16 protein-coding genes are annotated in these 15188 nt (G+C 70.2%); 9 read left to right on the top strand and 7 right to left on the bottom strand.

Annotated features, from left to right (window positions below; translation table 11 throughout):
* Positions 1-3 precede the first annotated feature (3 nt).
* Positions 4-624 carry a TetR/AcrR family transcriptional regulator gene (locus KALB_RS20060; protein WP_025357502.1) on the top strand — a complete coding sequence of 207 codons (621 nt, stop codon included), beginning with the start codon at positions 4-6 and terminating at the stop codon, positions 622-624.
* Between the two features lie 16 nt (positions 625-640).
* Here the strand turns inward: KALB_RS20060 and KALB_RS20055 are convergent, their stop codons facing one another.
* The 5 genes from KALB_RS20055 to KALB_RS20035 form a co-directional block, all read right to left on the bottom strand.
* Positions 641-3472 (bottom strand): M56 family metallopeptidase, encoded by a 2832-nt coding sequence (locus KALB_RS20055; protein ID WP_025357501.1) that lies wholly within the window; start codon positions 3470-3472, stop codon positions 641-643.
* The gene (locus tag KALB_RS20050) at positions 3469-3951 is read right to left on the bottom strand and encodes a hypothetical protein (protein WP_042222300.1); all 483 of its coding nucleotides are present in this window, start codon (positions 3949-3951) and stop codon (positions 3469-3471) included. Before KALB_RS20050 ends, KALB_RS20055 begins: the two co-directional genes overlap by 4 nt.
* Positions 3952-4094: 143 nt before the next feature.
* Positions 4095-4388 carry an SHOCT domain-containing protein gene (locus tag KALB_RS20045; RefSeq protein WP_201771944.1) on the bottom strand — a complete coding sequence of 98 codons (294 nt, stop codon included), beginning with the start codon at positions 4386-4388 and terminating at the stop codon, positions 4095-4097.
* 98 nt (positions 4389-4486) lie between these two features.
* On the bottom strand, positions 4487-4831 hold the full coding sequence (locus tag KALB_RS20040) for a VOC family protein (protein ID WP_025357498.1): 345 nt from the start codon (positions 4829-4831) through the stop codon (positions 4487-4489).
* A 101-nt stretch (positions 4832-4932) separates the two neighbouring features.
* A complete protein-coding gene (locus KALB_RS20035) occupies positions 4933-5292 on the bottom strand; it encodes a DUF488 domain-containing protein (protein ID WP_025357497.1) in 360 nt (119 codons plus the stop codon).
* Positions 5293-5546: 254 nt separating this feature from the next.
* Between KALB_RS20035 and hpnC the strand changes: the two genes are divergently transcribed.
* From hpnC to KALB_RS19995, 8 genes are all read left to right on the top strand, one after another.
* Complete coding sequence (gene hpnC / locus KALB_RS20030) at positions 5547-6377, top strand: squalene synthase HpnC (protein ID WP_025357496.1); 831 nt, start codon at positions 5547-5549, stop codon at positions 6375-6377.
* A complete protein-coding gene (locus tag KALB_RS20025; RefSeq protein ID WP_025357495.1) occupies positions 6374-7231 on the top strand; it encodes a phytoene/squalene synthase family protein in 858 nt (285 codons plus the stop codon). The genes hpnC and KALB_RS20025 overlap by 4 nt, the downstream gene beginning before the upstream one ends.
* Entirely contained in the window at positions 7228-8556 is a 1329-nt protein-coding gene (gene hpnE, locus KALB_RS20020; protein ID WP_025357494.1) for a hydroxysqualene dehydroxylase HpnE, read from the top strand. The genes KALB_RS20025 and hpnE overlap by 4 nt, the downstream gene beginning before the upstream one ends.
* A gap of 8 nt (positions 8557-8564) precedes the next feature.
* Positions 8565-9557, top strand: coding sequence for a polyprenyl synthetase family protein (locus KALB_RS20015; RefSeq protein WP_236650295.1), 993 nt, complete (start codon positions 8565-8567; stop codon positions 9555-9557).
* Positions 9554-11482 carry a squalene--hopene cyclase gene (gene shc / locus KALB_RS20010; protein ID WP_030111451.1) on the top strand — a complete coding sequence of 643 codons (1929 nt, stop codon included), beginning with the start codon at positions 9554-9556 and terminating at the stop codon, positions 11480-11482. Before KALB_RS20015 ends, shc begins: the two co-directional genes overlap by 4 nt.
* The gene (locus KALB_RS44050) at positions 11466-12545 is read left to right on the top strand and encodes a hypothetical protein (protein WP_025357491.1); all 1080 of its coding nucleotides are present in this window, start codon (positions 11466-11468) and stop codon (positions 12543-12545) included. Before shc ends, KALB_RS44050 begins: the two co-directional genes overlap by 17 nt.
* Positions 12542-13552 (top strand): adenosyl-hopene transferase HpnH, encoded by a 1011-nt coding sequence (hpnH, locus tag KALB_RS20000; RefSeq protein ID WP_025357490.1) that lies wholly within the window; start codon positions 12542-12544, stop codon positions 13550-13552. The genes KALB_RS44050 and hpnH overlap by 4 nt, the downstream gene beginning before the upstream one ends.
* 130 nt (positions 13553-13682) lie before the next feature.
* Entirely contained in the window at positions 13683-14264 is a 582-nt protein-coding gene (locus KALB_RS19995; RefSeq protein WP_236650294.1) for an inner membrane-spanning protein YciB, read from the top strand.
* A 9-nt stretch (positions 14265-14273) separates the two neighbouring features.
* Here the strand turns inward: KALB_RS19995 and KALB_RS19990 are convergent, their stop codons facing one another.
* Together KALB_RS19990 and KALB_RS49260 are read right to left on the bottom strand one after the other, a co-directional pair.
* Positions 14274-15023 (bottom strand): SDR family NAD(P)-dependent oxidoreductase, encoded by a 750-nt coding sequence (locus KALB_RS19990; RefSeq protein ID WP_025357489.1) that lies wholly within the window; start codon positions 15021-15023, stop codon positions 14274-14276.
* Positions 15020-15187, bottom strand: a complete 168-nt coding sequence (locus tag KALB_RS49260) for a hypothetical protein (protein WP_236650293.1) — start codon at positions 15185-15187, stop codon at positions 15020-15022. The genes KALB_RS19990 and KALB_RS49260 overlap by 4 nt, the downstream gene beginning before the upstream one ends.
* Position 15188 lies beyond the last annotated feature (1 nt).

The following is a 15188-nucleotide window of genomic DNA, read 5'->3' as shown; positions in this document are numbered from 1 at the left end:
AACGTGCTCGAGCGACACCGTGGACGACCACGCGCTTTCGACCGCGACGACGCGGTCCTCGCGGCTGCCCGACTGTTCTGGCGACACGGGTACTCCGGCACGTCGACCCGAGCCCTGACCACGGCACTTGGCCTGTCCACGTCCAGCCTCTACGCCGCCTTCGGCAGCAAGGCCGGACTGTTCGAGGAAGCGGTGCGGACCTACACCGAGCGGTACCGGGAGATCTACCAGCGGGCCGTCGCCGAGAAGGACATCCCGTCCGTCGTCAAGCGCCTGCTCACCTGCTCCGTCCACGAGTTCACGCAACCGAGCGACACGCATCCCGGATGCCTCACCAGCAGCGCGGTGATGACCGACAGCACGAGCACGCTCGACATCAGCGCCTACTTCGCCGAACTCGAGGACTTCAACGAACAGGCCCTCCGCGCGCGCATCGAACGAGCGATCCAGGACGGGGAACTGGCCGCCGGGCCCAGTGCGGCGGTACTGGCCAAGCTCATCCAGTCCCTCTGGCACGGGCTGTCAGTCCAGGCCAACCTCGGCGCGGACCGCGAGGACCTCCTCGCGGCGGCGCACCTCGCGCACAAGTTGATCTGCCAACAGACCACATCACCAACGTCCTGACGGGAGGATCGTCGAATCAGCCGCCGCCACGTACCACCGTGTCGATCCGGTGGGCGGCGGTGGTGAGCATCTGCCCCGCCTGGGCGATCCCGCCGATCGCGGTCAGGACGGCGTCGCCGTTGCGCTGCTCGATGGAGTGCTGGCAGTCCTGGCTGGCCTTGCTCGCCTGCGCGACGAAGGTCTGCCAGAGCGACTGGGCCTGTGGCTCGGGGACCGGGAGGTAGCGGTTGGCGTCCCGGGTGAGCTGGTCGATGTCGGCGCAGGGCGGCTGGATGAGGTTCTCGTCGATCTGACGGCCGCCTGCCTTCCCCGCTTCCCGCAGCGCCGCACCGAGTCGGAGGATGTCGGCGTTGAAGCGGTTCATCAGCGCGAGCCCGCCGTTGCTCCGCCAGGCGTCCACCTGCTTCGCCATGGCCTCACGGGACACCGGGGACGGGGTGGTCGGTGCCGCCGGCTGCGTGGACGTGGGCTGACGCGCCTGCGGGCGGGTCCCCAGTGAGTGGATCTCCACGACCACGGTGATCCCCACGGCCGCGACGCACAACACGCCCGCACCGAGTCGGCGGGCGACCAGCGCGCCCCGCCCGGTCCCGGCAGTCCGCACGGGGGTCGGGCGACCCGCCCCGGGCCGCCACATCCTCCGCAACGCCGCCCCGGCCGCGGCCGCGACCACAGCGGCGATCGCGGTGAACACGACGGTCTCACCCAGGACGAACTGGAAGGCCGTCCAGATGATCACGGCGGGCATCCACTGACAGGTGGACTGGACCGTGTTCAGCGGCTCGACGCACCCGTCCGTCGAGGCGAGCACGAACAGCCCGGCGAAGCCCACCAGCACCGTGGCCTGGGCCGCGATGAGCGCCATGATCAGCCGAAGACGCCCGGCCAGCGCGCTGAGGACGAAGGCCGTCACCGCGGCGACCACCACGAGGGCCGTGCACACCGCCGACTGGTAGGTCAGCACGTAGAAGCCCACTCGCTGGCTGGGCGGCGGCTGCCGCGTGTGCAGAGCGGCCATCACGCCCGCGACGGCGAGCCAGCACCCGATCCCGCCGAACACCGCGGCCAGCAGCACCCGGCGTAGCGGGGGCAACGCCGCCCCGCGCGGCGCGAGCTCCCCGGTGGCCGGGCGGATCATCCAGGCCAGCAGCGGAACCACCCACAGCACCGCGACCGCGGGCAGGGTCAGCGGCTCGACGACCACGGAGCTCATCCCCGACCACGCCACGGTGAGCGTGGTCAGCAGCTCGGGTTGCTGCGCGAGCGCGCCGTGCCCGTACGACTGTTCCAGCATCTCGCGTGCCACGCCGTCAAAGGGCACCCCCAGGCTGAGGAACACGCCGATGTCCCCCCACCAGGAGAACCACGCGGACAGCCCCAGGCAGGCAGCCAGCAGACCGGCCAGCAGCACCGGACGGATCGTGCGGCCCCGCCACGAACCCAGCCACAGGTGGGCGCATTGGGTGACCCACCAGGCGAACGCCGCTCCCACAAGCACTTCCAGCACCAGCAACCCGGGCACGGAGGGCAACCACTGGAGCAGGACGACCCGATTCGTGACCAGCTCGCCCGCGGCCATCCCGGCGCCCAGCCACAACCCTGTCCGCACCCCGGAGGGCACCCGGCGCGAGCTGAGGACGGCGTGGGTCACCGCCCGCCACAGCGCGATCCCCACCACCCCGGTGACCAGCCCGGCCGCGGCCACCGCCAGGGACAGCCGCAACCACTGGTCGAACAGCTTGTACGTCGCCAGTACCTCGGACACCTGGGAGCTGATCAGCGTGGCGGCGGCCCCGGCCAGGAACATCGGCAGCGCCGACACGGTGAACAGCGCCTCGGGATCGGTCAGTGCCGCGCGGCGCAGGTCCCACCTCGGGTGGGTGCGCCACAACTCGACGAAGGAGTCGAGCGCCCGCCGCAGTGCGCCCCTGGCAGGCGGCGGCGCCGTTGTGACGGCCCAGCCGTGCGGGGCCGCGCCCCAGCGCGCCGCGGCCAGGTCGGCGTAGACCTCCCGGCTGCGCAACACATCCGAACGCGCGAGGTACACCAACCCGACGAGGACGACCATGAGCATGAGGTTGCGGATCACGGCCGGGGCGTTGCTGGACCAGAGCGGCCACAGAATCCCGTTGGCGAACCTGACGAGGTACCAGGCCAGGTAGGGCAGGAGCACCAGGGCGAGGAAGACCCGCCATGCGGCGACGGTGACATAGGTGATGGTGACGTCACCGTTGCGGATGTGGGCCAGTTCGTGCAGCAGCACCGCCTGGAAGCCCTCGGGATCGGTGTGCCTGCGGGCGAGCAGGCCACCGTGCAGGCACACCGTCGGCCGGCGGTTGCGGCCGAAGACCACCGCGCCGGTCGAGGCCGCCGCCGGGTCGACCACGACACGCGGCGCGCGGGAGAGTTCCGCTCTCCGCACCAGGTCAGCCAGTTCGGCCCGGATCTTGTCCTCGTGGTCGACCGCCGCCAGCGGGACGACCCGGCCGCGGCGCGCCCGCCAGGCGGGCAGGGCCGCGAACAGGACGCAGGTCGCGACCAACAGCAGGAGCAGCCAGGCGGCCAGCACCCACCACGGTGGCGGCGGCGCGATGCGGTCCACGCAGGCCTGAACCGCATCGGGGTAGGGGTTCGTCCTGAAAAGGGACGAGTCGCTGCCACTGTCGAAGTCGACTCCGGCGGCGAGGAAGCACCCCCGCACACTGGAGTTCGTGAGCCCGTTGACCAGGTCCAGCGTCATCGAGGCGGCGGTCGCCAGCATCAGCGCCACCAGCAGCACGAAGCGCACGGTCGTGCCCGCGCCCACCACCCGCTCGTCGAACCGGGGCTGGGCGGGCTCCGGGGTCACCCCGCCTCACCCTCGGGCCGGGGTGGCTCGGCGAGCACCAGCCTGGCCACCACCACGTCGGCGATCGTCTCCGCGCGCTCGGCCGGCAGGCCCCGTTGCGCGGCGGTCTCCAGGATCCGCTGCCGTACTTCGGCGAGCTGCTCACGAGTCAGCGCGGGCATGACAGCCGGTGCGGTTCGCCTGCGGAATACCTTGCGCAGCAGGGCTTTCGTCCCCTTGGTCGCGCCATCCACCGCCGAACCGGCCACCTTCTTGGCCGTCTGGTCCAGCACCAGCCAGACCACCGGGGTCACCAGCACCGCGACATCGCCCAAGCCGAAACCCAGGGGCTCCCGCCGCCCGCCGTGCCGACTCAGCCGCCGTATGACTGTGGCTTCGTCGAACCCGGCCAGCCCCGTCACGAGGGGCAGTTCCTCTCTGGCGACCTCGGCCACCACGTCGTGGACTGCGTCGTAGACCGTGGTCGCGTCAGAACCCATTTCGCCGGTGTACACCAGGCTGGGCCGGTGCGAGGCTGAACCGGTGAGCACCGCCCAGACGGCGCAACAGGGTGTGGTAGTGCTGCGGGGCCCGGTGGTAACGGCGTTACTCACCTGGGTGAACCGCAGGAGGGCTGTGCTGCCTAGGGGAAGGTGACCGGTGCCCGGTTGATGCCAGGACCCGACGGGGGAATCAGGTCGGTCGTCCTGTTCATCATCGGCAGGAAGACGGTGAACAGGAAGACCAGGAAGACGATCAGTCCGATGACGCCAACGATCATCTGAAAGCTGACGTAGCGGTTCGCGGCACGGCCGATCGTGTTGTCCTCGGCCGGGGCCCCTGGTTCCAGCACGCGTCGCTTCGCCGCTTCGAACTCGGCATTCGACAAGGCACCCGACTGGCGCAATCGCTCGAGCTTCCCCAGCTCGTCAGCCATGCTCATGGCTCCTGCCCCCCTCAGTCGCAGTGTGCCTGGATCGTAGCCACCCAGGGGCTTGGCGGGGTCAAGATCAGCAAGATCCGTAAGCCCGTGGTCTACCGAGCGGGCGCCTCGGCCAGCGACAGGCTGTTCCCGTCCGGGTCCAGCACGACGACGTGTCGCACGCCGTTGCTGTAGGTCTCCACCGGATCGTGGCCGATGCCGTGGGCGGCGAGGCGAGTCAGAATGTCGTCCAGGTCGGTCACGCCGAGCGTGATCATGGCGCCGCCCACCCGATCGGCCCGCACGTCGCGATCATCGACGACGACCCACGCGCTCTTGCCGACCTGCCACAGGTACTCCTCGCCAATGATCTCGTCCGCCGGGCGCCCGAAGAACGCGCCGAACCACTCCAGTGCCGTGGCCCGGTCACTCACCGGCACGATGCTGTACAAGTCCACGCGAACCACTCCTCGTTGTCGCTTCGGACGTGAGACCACTCCCGTAACCGAAACTCATCGATCGCGGTGAGCCGGTCGCCGCCTTGCCGGTGGCCGATCGATCAGCGCTGGAGCAGGTCGGCAAGCACGGCCGCGTGACTGTGCTCGACGTCCTTGGTCGCGGTCAACAGCACCAACACCCCGTCCCGGGCTTGGTCAAGCAACCTTTCCAGCGCCTGCCGTGCATTGGGCTCCCGCAATTCAGCGTGGTAGCGCCGACGGAATTCAGCGAACTTGCCCGGGTCGTGGCCGTACCACTTCCGCAGTCCGCTGGACGGGGCGACATCGGAGTTCCAGTCGTCCAGGTGCAGATCCTTCTTGCTGATGCCGCGGGGCCAGACGCGGTCCACCAGCACCCGGGCTCCCCCGTCCGCCCGCCGGGTGTCGTACACACGCTGGACCCTGACCTGTGTGCTGGTCATGGTGCTGGGTACCCGGGCGATGATCGGTCAACCACGTACCCACCACGCGGGCAGTTGTCAGGTTTTCCCGGCTTCTCGCCATGGCCTCCGGCGTGGCAGCGCCCCTGGTTCGCGCGAGGTCTGTGCGCGACACGAGGCCGTGACCAACAAGCGACGAAGGCACGGTTCTGCCAACGAGTCGTCAGGAACGCTGCGGTTACCACAGTTCTTGCTGGGTACGCGCAGACCGACCTGGGACCGACGAGGAGGCTGCGATGACCGAGGCCGCACTACGGGCGAGCGCGCGCAAGGAGAACTTTCCCGTGGCAATGGCAGTACTGGCACGTCGACATCGCCGCCACCTGACAGCGCTCTACCGGTTCGCCCGCACAGTTGACGAAATCGGTGACACTTCCTCCGGAGACCGATCGCGGGCATTGGCAGCGGTGGCAGCCGATCTGGACCGGCTCTACCGCGGCGAGCCCCCGCAGACCGCGGCGTGTCAGCACCTGACGGACACCATCGTCGAGTGCGCACTGCCCAAGACGCCGTTCGAGGACTTGGTCGCGGCCAACCTCCAGGACCAGCGCGTCCACCGCTACCGGACCTTCGCCGAGTTGCTCGACTACTGCCGCCTGTCGGCGAACCCCGTAGGTCACCTCGTGCTGCGCGTCTTCGGCTCGTACACCACGCAGCGGGCGAGGTGGTCGGACTCGATCTGCACGGCACTACAGGTGCTGGAACACTGCCAGGACGTCCGAGAGGACCTGGAGCGAGACCGCGTCTACCTGCCGGCCGAGGACCTCGCACGGTTCGGGGTGACCGAGTGCGAGCTGCGCGCACCGTCGGCCACCCGGGCGACACGAGCGTTGCTCGGCTTCCAGGTCCAGCGTGCGGTGCGCATGTTGGAGGACGGTCGCTCGCTGGTCGACCAGCTGCGGGGCGCCGCCCGCATCGCCGTCGCCGGGTACGTGGCTGGCGGGCTGGCAACCGCGGCGGCCCTGGCACGACGGCACTTCGACGTCCTCAACGCCGAGATCGCCCCCAGCGTCGTGGGCACAGTCGGCAACTGCGTGCACCTGCTCACCGGAGGAACCCGGCGATGAACCTGCAGGACGCCTACAACCAGTGCGAGCGGATCACCGAGCAGCAAGCCAGGAACTTCTCCTACGGCATCAAGCTCCTTCCGCGAGGGAAACGGCAAGCGCTGAGCGCGGTCTACGCGTTCGCCCGCCGAGTGGACGACATCGGCGACGGCCAACTGGCAGGCCGGGACAAGCTGGCCGAGTTGGCCGCTGTCCACGATCAACTGCACGACCTGCCGCACTATGCTGATGATCCGGTGCTGTTGGCGCTGGACGACGCCGTGCACCGCCATGGACTGCCCCTGTCGGCGTTCGACGACCTGATCGAGGGCTGCCGGGCCGATGTGCTCGGCGCCACCTACCGCACCTTCGACCAGTTGCGCCGGTACTGCGGCCTCGTCGCCGGTTCCATCGGCAGGCTCTGTCTGGCGGTGTTCTCCCCCGATCGGCAGCGGCGACACGAGGAACTGGCCGACGCCCTCGGCGTGGCCTTGCAGCTGACCAACATCCTGCGCGACCTCCTGGAAGACCGCCGCATGGGACGCATCTACCTGCCGACCGAGGACCTCGATCGCTTCGGATGCACGCTCGAACTCGACCAGGACAGGCAGTTCACCGATGGCGAGGACGCACTCGCCGCTCTCGTGGAGTACCAGGCGGCACGGGCCGAGGAGTGGTACGCGATCGGCCTCCGCCTGCTGCCGGAACTGGACGGTCGCAGCCGAGCCTGTTGTGCGGCGATGGCCGGCATCTATCACCGGCTGCTGCGTCGCATCGCCCTGCGCCCGTGGCAGGTGGTTCACGAACGCGTGCGTCTACCACCTGTCGAGAAGGCCACGGTAGCCGCGCTGGCACTGACCGGAGGAGACGCATGACCGGGCACGTCGCGGTCATCGGCGGCGGGCTGGCCGGTCTCACGGCCGCCTGCGACCTCGCCGACGAGGGGCTGCGCGTGACCGTGCTCGAGGCGCGCCGCCGTCTCGGCGGAGCCACCTTCACCTTCCACCTGGACGGCCTGGAGATCGACAACGGCCAGCACGTGGTGCTCCGCTGCTACACCCAGTACCTGAACCTGCTCCGCCGGTTGGGATCGGCACACGCCCTGGAGGTCCAGAGACAGTTCGACGTGCCCGTGCTCCGACCAGGCGTGGGGCGCACCCGGTTGCGCCGAGCCCGAGTGCCGGCCCCGCTGCACCTGCTCACCGCGCTGGCCCGGTACCGCGCCCTGTCAGTGCCGCAACGGCTGCGCGCGGTCCGCGCCGCCGCGGCGCTGCGAGGGCTGGATCCCGCCGAGCCCGCCCTCGACGAGATCAGCTTTGGGCGGTGGTTGGACGATCACGGACAGGGCGGTGCACCTCGTGCCGCTCTGTGGGACCTGATCTCGGTGGCGGCGCTGAACTGCCCTTCCGAGCACGCCTCACTCGGCCTGGCGGCGATGGTGTTCCGCACCGCACTGCTCGACCACGCCGCAGCCGCCGACATCGGCGTGCCCACCGTCCCGCTGGACCAGGTTCACGTCCTGCCCGCGGAACGGTACGTGACCGCCAGGGGTGGCGCGGTGCACACCAACTGCCCGGTGCGGGCGGTCCGGGTCGATCGCCGCGGCTTCCACCTGTTCCTCGACCAGCGACGCCTGCTCGTCGACGCGGTCGTGGTGGCCACGACGCCGATCGCCGCGGCGGCGGTCTGCCCGTCCGAGGCCAACCTGATCCCGGCCGACCTGCACCGACTCGGCTCGTCGCCCATCGTCAACGTGCACGTCGTGTTCAGCGAGCCGGTCACCGATCTGCGGTTCGCCGCGGCCGTGTCCTCACCGGTGCAGTGGCTGTTCGACCGCAGTGGACCAGCCGGTCTGGAGCACGGCCAGTACCTGGCTGTCTCGCTGTCGGCGGCCCAGCGGTGGATCAGCGCTCCGGTCAGCCGACTGCGTGAGGTGTTCCTGCCCGCACTGGGGACGCTGCTCCCCGCGGCAGCCAGGACCTCGGTCACCCGGTTCTTCGTCACCAGGCACCGACGCGCCACCTTTCAGCAGCGGCCGGGCACCGCACGGCTACGCCCCGAACCGGCCACCTCGGTGCCCGGACTGGTGCTGGCGGGCGCGTGGACCGCGACCGGGTGGCCGGACACGATGGAGGGCGCCGTACGCAGCGGGCACGAGGCGGCGGGGTTGGTCAGGCGACACCTGGGCGGCGACCGGTGACCGCGACGATGCCCCAACCGATCGCAGCGGCCAACCGACTCGTCACCCCCGCACTGCGTCAGGCGGTCGACGAACTGGACCCCGCGATCGGTGCCGTGATCGGCTACCACCTCGGCTGGAACGACGCCCAAGGCAGGCCGATCCAACCGCAGGGCGGCAAGGCAGTGCGGCCCAGTCTCGCCTTGCTCAGCGCGGAGGCGGTCGGCGCGCGGCCACAGGTCGCGCTGCCCGGCGCCGTGGCCGTCGAACTGGTGCACAACTTCTCGCTGCTGCACGACGACGTGATGGACGGCGACGAGCAGCGCCGGAACCGCCCTACGGTGTGGCGGCAGTTCGGAGTTCCTGCCGCGATCCTCGCCGGGGATGCCCTGCTCGTCCTCGCGATGGACGTGCTGGGCCGCGCTGGCGTGCCAGCCGCGTCCCGATGCCTGGCCGAGGCCGTGCAGTCGCTCATCTCCGGGCAGTGCCTGGACCTGGCGTTCCCGCGACGCCAGACGGTCGCCGTCGAGGAGTGCATGACAATGGCCGCGCGCAAGACCGGGGCACTGATCAGATGCGCCGCGCGTCTGGGCGGCCTGCTCGGGCACGCCCGACCGGCCCAGGTCGAGCTGCTCGGCAGGTACGGCGCGCACCTGGGACTGGCCTTCCAACTGGTCGATGACCTGTTGGGCATCAGGGGTGAGCCGGCGGTCACCGGCAAGCCGGTCATGGCGGATCTCCGTGAACGCAAGAAGTCGGTTCCGGTCACCGTGGCGCTCAACTCCGGCAAGGACGCAGGTCGCGCGTTGGCGCGCCTGTACGCGGAAGACGACGACTCCGAGGAGTGCCTGCGTGCCATGGCAGCACTGATCGACGTCACCGGGGCGCTCGCGTGGACCGAGCGGCAGGCGCGACACCACGTGCGCAGCGCCGAGCACTGTCTGGGGCGATTGGCCCCCGCGCCGCAGGCGCACGCGGCCCTCTACCAACTGGCGCACTTCGTGACAGGACGGAACCGATGAGCGAACTGGAGGAACTCGGCGACCCGGCCGCCGAGCCGTTGAGCAGGTCCACCCGCGTGCTCGAAGCGGTCCACCGAGCTCGGAACCGCCTGCTGTCGCTGCAAACGCCGCTGGGCTGGTGGAAGGGAGAACTGCAGACCAACGTCACCATGGATGCCGAGGACCTGTTGCTGCGCCAGTTCCTGGGCATCAGAGACGAGCAGGTCACCACGGAGTCGGCGCGCTGGATCCGTTCCCAGCAACGGGAGGATGGCACCTGGGCGACATTCCACGATGGTCCCGGCGACCTGTCCACCACTGCGGAGGCGTACACGGCTCTGAAGCTGGCCGGGGACCCCGCGGATGCCCGGCACATGCGCCAGGCCCGGCAGTTCGTGCTCGACAGTGGCGGCCTGGAGCGCAGCCGCGTGTTCACCCGCATCTGGTTGGCGTTGTTCGGCGAGTGGTCCTGGAACCGGCTGCCCGTGCTGCCGCCGGAGATGATACTGCTGCCGTCGTGGTGTCCGCTCAACATCCATGACTGGGGCTGCTGGGCGCGCCAGACCGCGGTCCCGTTGACCGTCGTCTCCGCCACCCGCCCGTGCCGTGACCTCGGCGTCAGCGTGCGGGAACTGCGCAGCGGTTCACCCGCACCGCAGGCCGAGCGGCTACCGAGCTGGGTTGGCGCGTTCCACCACCTCGATCGGGTACTGCACGCGTACGAACGGCTGCCCGCCAAACCGCTGCGGCGACTGTCCCTGCGCAAGGCCGAACAGTGGATCCTCGACCGCCAGGAGGCCGATGGCAGCTGGGGCGGGATCCAGCCGCCATGGGTCTACTCGGTGCTCGCGCTGCACCTGCTCGGCTACTCGCCGCACCACCAGGTCCTGCAACGCGCGCTGTCCGGCCTGGAGGGTTTCGTCATCCGGGAGCGCGGTGACCAGGGCTGGGTGCGTCGGCTGGAGGCCTGCCAGTCCCCGGTGTGGGACACCGCGTTGGCGCTCACGGCCCTGCTGGACACCGGTACTCCCCCGGACGCGCCGGAGGTACTTCGCGCGGTGGACTGGTTGCTGTCCCAGGAGGTCCGCAAGTCCGGAGACTGGACCGTACGGCGCCCCGGCCTACGCCCGTCGGGCTGGGCGTTCGAGTTCGCCAACGACACCTACCCGGACATCGACGACACCGCCGAGGTGGTGTTGGCGCTGCGTCGAGTACGGCATCCGGACCCCAGCGAGGTGGCGCAGGCGATCCACCGCGCGAGCCGCTGGGTCCAGGGCATGCAGTGCATCGACGGCGGCTGGGCCGCGTTCGACGCCGACAACACCAGGACACTGTGCGAGAAGCTGCCGTTCTGCGACTTCGGAGCCGTGATCGATCCGCCCTCCGCCGACGTCACCGCACACGTGCTGGAGATGCTGGCCATGCTCGGTGACACCGGCTCCGCCCAGGTCAGACAGGCAGTGCGCTGGCTGCTCGAGCACCAGGAGCCCGCCGGTTCGTGGTTTGGGCGATGGGGCGCCAACCACGTCTACGGAATCGGCGCGGTCGTCCCCGCCCTGGTGGCCGCCGGGCTACCGACCTCGCACGAAGCGCTGCGAGCCGCGGTGCGCTGGTTGGGCGAGCACCAGAACCCCGACGGCGGCTGGGGCGAGGACTTGCGCTCCTACCGCGATCCGGACTGGATCGGCCGAGGCGAGTCGACGGCCTCGCAGACAGCGTGGGCGCTGCTGGCACTGCTGGCCACCGGCGAGCGCGGGCAGCCGCTGCTGCGCGGAGTCGACTGGCTGGTGGCCACCCAGCGTGCGGACGGCAGCTGGGACGAACCGCAGTTCACCGGCACGGGATTCCCCGGCGACTTCTACATCAACTACCACCTGTACCGGCTGGTGTTCCCCATCAGCGCGCTGGCCCGATTCCTGGAGGCGAACGATGCCCAGCAGCCCTGAACCGCCGTTGCTGATCGCCGTGGCGCTGAGCATCGAGTCCTGCGCGATCGCGCGCACGCTGCGAGCTCGCCTGGTGCACGTGGGAATGCGGGCCCGACACGCTGACCGACTGGACGCGGCGCTGCTGGCCGAACCCGACAGCGCGGTCGCCGTCGCTGGCGTCGCTGGCGCGCTCAGCGACCGCCTTCGCCCCGGCCAGGTCGTGGTGGCCGACGAGGTGCGCTCGACCGAAGGAGTACGTCGCTGCCCCTCTGCGCCGCTCCTCGCGTCCGCGCTGCGCGACACGGGCCTCACAGTCCATGTGGGACCCGTACTCGAAGCAAGTCGAGCTATGCTCACCTCTCGTCGAACGGCGGTCGACGGCGCACTGGCGGTGGACCTGGAATCGGCCACCCTGCTCGCCCGTACCGAAGGTCACCCCACCGCCGTGGTCCGCGTCATCTCCGACACCCCACGTCACCAGTTGGTCCACCCGGGAACCCTGGCCACCGGCTTCACCGCCCTGCGCACGCTGAGCCGTGTCGGAGATCCGCTGCGCCGCTGGGCGGCGGCGACCGGTGACCGCACCCTCCTGCTCGCCTCGCCCCGCTCCCGCCGCACCAAGGCACGCCCCTGCACCCGGCGCGGCAAGCGCGGCGGCGCGCTCGCCCACGGTCAGGATCGGCCAGTACTGGTGAGCAGCGCCGAGGAGGCCGCCCGGCTGGTGGTACCCAAGGCGAGCGGGATCTCCGCCCGCACCCAGATGACGCTGGCCCTCGCCCAACGGGCCGACGTGGTGCTGGTTGCCGGGACTGCCGACTCCACGTACACCCGGTGCCTGGTCGAGCTCGCCCGCAGAACCGGCACACCGGTGCACCTGGTGACCGAGGTCAGTGACATCGACCTCGACTGGCTGACCGGAGCGTGGACGGTCGGCGTGTCCGCCGGGGCCGCGGCGCGGGCCGAACTGGTCGTGGAGATCGTCGATGCCCTGTGCGGGCTGGGACCGGTCGCCGTACGGGAGATCACCACGGCGCCAGCCGACGATCACCGCTTCGTGTGCGAGGAGGTCAACCCGACATGAGCATGCCACTGCACCAGAGCCTGCGCATGGCTCGCTACCTGCTGGGGCAGAAACTACGGGGGCGCCAGAAGTTCCCGCTGATCGTCGAGCTGGAACCACTGTTCGCCTGCAACCTGGCGTGCGGGGGGTGCGGCAAGATCCAGCAGCCCGCGCACGTGCTCAGGCAGCGCATGCCGGTGGACCAGGCCGTTGCCGCGGTCGAGGAGTGCGGGGCGCCGATGGTGTCCATCGCCGGCGGGGAACCGCTGATGCACCCGGAGATCGACCGGATGGTCGCCGAACTGGTCGCCCGCAGGAAGTACGTGTTCCTGTGCACCAACGCCGTGCTGCTGAGGTCCCGGTGGCAACGCTTCGACTTCACCCCGTCCAAGTACTTCGCCTTCGCCGTGCACGTGGACGGCCTTCGCGAACGGCACGACAGGTCCGTCGCCAAGGACGGAGTGTTCGACGAGGTCGTACAGGCAGTGGCGGAACTGCGCCAGAGGGGATTCCGCGTCACCACGAACACCACGGTCTTCAGCGACGACACCCCGCACAGCGTCATCGAGTTGCTCAACTTCCTCAACGACGACCTGGGGGTCGACCAGATGATGATCTCGCCCGCCTACGCCTACGACAGGGCACCCGACCAGGAGCACTTCCCGGGCGTCACGCAGACCAGGGAACTGTTCGGCAAGGCCTTCGGTGCGGGCAACCGCAGGCGCTGGCGGCTCAACCACTCCCCGTTGTTCCTGGACTTCCTGGAGGGCAAGGTCGACTTCGGCTGCACCGCCTGGGGCGTGCCGTCCTACTCGCTGCACGGCTGGCAGCGCCCCTGCTACCTGATGGCGGACGGCTATGCCAAGTCCTACCGAGAACTGGTCGAGACCACGGACTGGGACTCCTACGGGCGGGGTCGCGATCCCCGCTGTGCCAACTGCATGGCGCACTGTGGGTACGAGCCGACAGCCGTGCTGGCCACCATGGGATCACTGCGGGAGTCCCTGCGGGCAGTACGCGGCGGCTGACCGGCACGCGCGCCAGGTTATTCTCGCTGAGGGGCCCAGCTACCGAGCAAAGGGTGTCCACGAGGTGACCCACCACAGCACAGTCCATCTGCCCGCGCCGTGGCCGCTGCTGCGGCGAGCTGGCACACATGTGTTGGAAGCCGCAGTGGTACCGCTCGGGGTGTTCACCGCGGTGTTCGCCCTGGCTGGCTTGGACGGCGGCCTGCTGGCCGCACTGGGGTGGTCGCTCGCGGCGATCAGTGCGCGACTCGTGCGGCGTCGCCCGGTACCGGCAGTGCTCTGGCTGACCAGTGCACTGCTCGTGGTGCGAACCGCGGTCGGGCTGGCCACAGGTGACCTGGTCCTGTATTTCCTACAGCCGACGGCCCAGAACTTCGTCATCGCGACGGTCCTGCTGGTCTCCGCCTGGCTGCGACGGCCGATGCTCGGGAAGCTGGCGGCCGAGTTCTGCGGGCTGCCCGCTGTGCTCACCGGACGGCCCAGGGTCAGGCTGTTCTTCGGCCGGGCTTCGGTGCTCTGGGCGCTGATCTTCCTGACCAACGGCGCGGTGACACTGTGGGTGCTCGCGACGGCGCCGATCGGACAGTTCCTCGCTGTCAGCACGGCGGGCTCCTACAGCCTGGTGCTCGCAGGCGCCGCGTTCTCCCTGTTGTGGTTCCGCCGGGTGCTGCGCCGCGACGGCGTCCGGGTGCGGCTGGGCAGCGCGGATTAGCCCAGCGGATTAGCCCAGTCGCCGCTGGAGCACGTCGACGGCCCTGGGTACCGCGCCGCGCAGCCGGGCCGGCAGTCGCAGCCAGCGGGGCACGAACACCTCGGCCGTGTCGCGTTGCACGGCGTGCAGCACCTCGCGCGCCACCGCGTCTGCCGAGGCCATGCGCGGAAGTCGCCGCGAGTAGGGCTGGCCCCTGCGGCGGAAGAAGTTCGTGTCGACAGCTCCCGGAACGATCAGGCTCACCCCGATCCCCCGGTCGGCCGCCTCCAGGCGGAGGCTGTCGGCGAAAGCCCGGAGTCCGGCCTTGGTCGCCGCGTACACCGCCTCGCCAGCCACGCCCATGTAGCCCGCGATGGATGAGACCAGGACGAGGTGCCCGTCGCCGCGCGCCAGCATGCGGGGCAGTACCGCCCGGGTCAGCCGCAGCGGCGCCACCAGGTTGATCTCCACCAGGGAGCCCAGTTGGTCAGCGGGCATCGCCTCCAGCGGCCCTGCCCAGCCCACTCCCGCGTTGTTCACCAGGAGGTCGACCTGGCCGCCCGCCGCCCGCACCACCGTGTCGGCCGCGTCGGGGGAGGTCAGGTCCACCAGGCACTCCACCCCACCGGTCTGCCGGGCCGCTCGCCGCAGGGCTACCTGGTCACGCCCTACGAGCACCACTCGACAGCCGTGGTCGGCCAGCAGCCGCGAGGTCGCCAGGCCGATGCCCGAGGTGGCGCCGGTGACCACCGCGGTGGCGCCGTCGAGTCGGCGCCTCATCGCTGCTCCCGGGCGGCGTGCGGAGCCCGCACGCTGAGAACAGCCACCCCTACGACGAGTACCGCCAACGCGAGGACCTGCCCGATGATCGGCCAGGGACCGGTACGCAGCTGTTCGCCCAGCCACAACGCACCGATACCGATGCCGACCAGCGGATCGAGCACC

It is taken from the genome of Kutzneria viridogrisea DSM 43870, assembly GCF_000525635.1.
Classification (GTDB): domain Bacteria; phylum Actinomycetota; class Actinomycetes; order Mycobacteriales; family Pseudonocardiaceae; genus Kutzneria; species Kutzneria viridogrisea.
The sequence above is the reverse complement of the archived record's forward strand: the minus strand, read 5'-3'. Positions and strand labels throughout refer to the sequence as shown.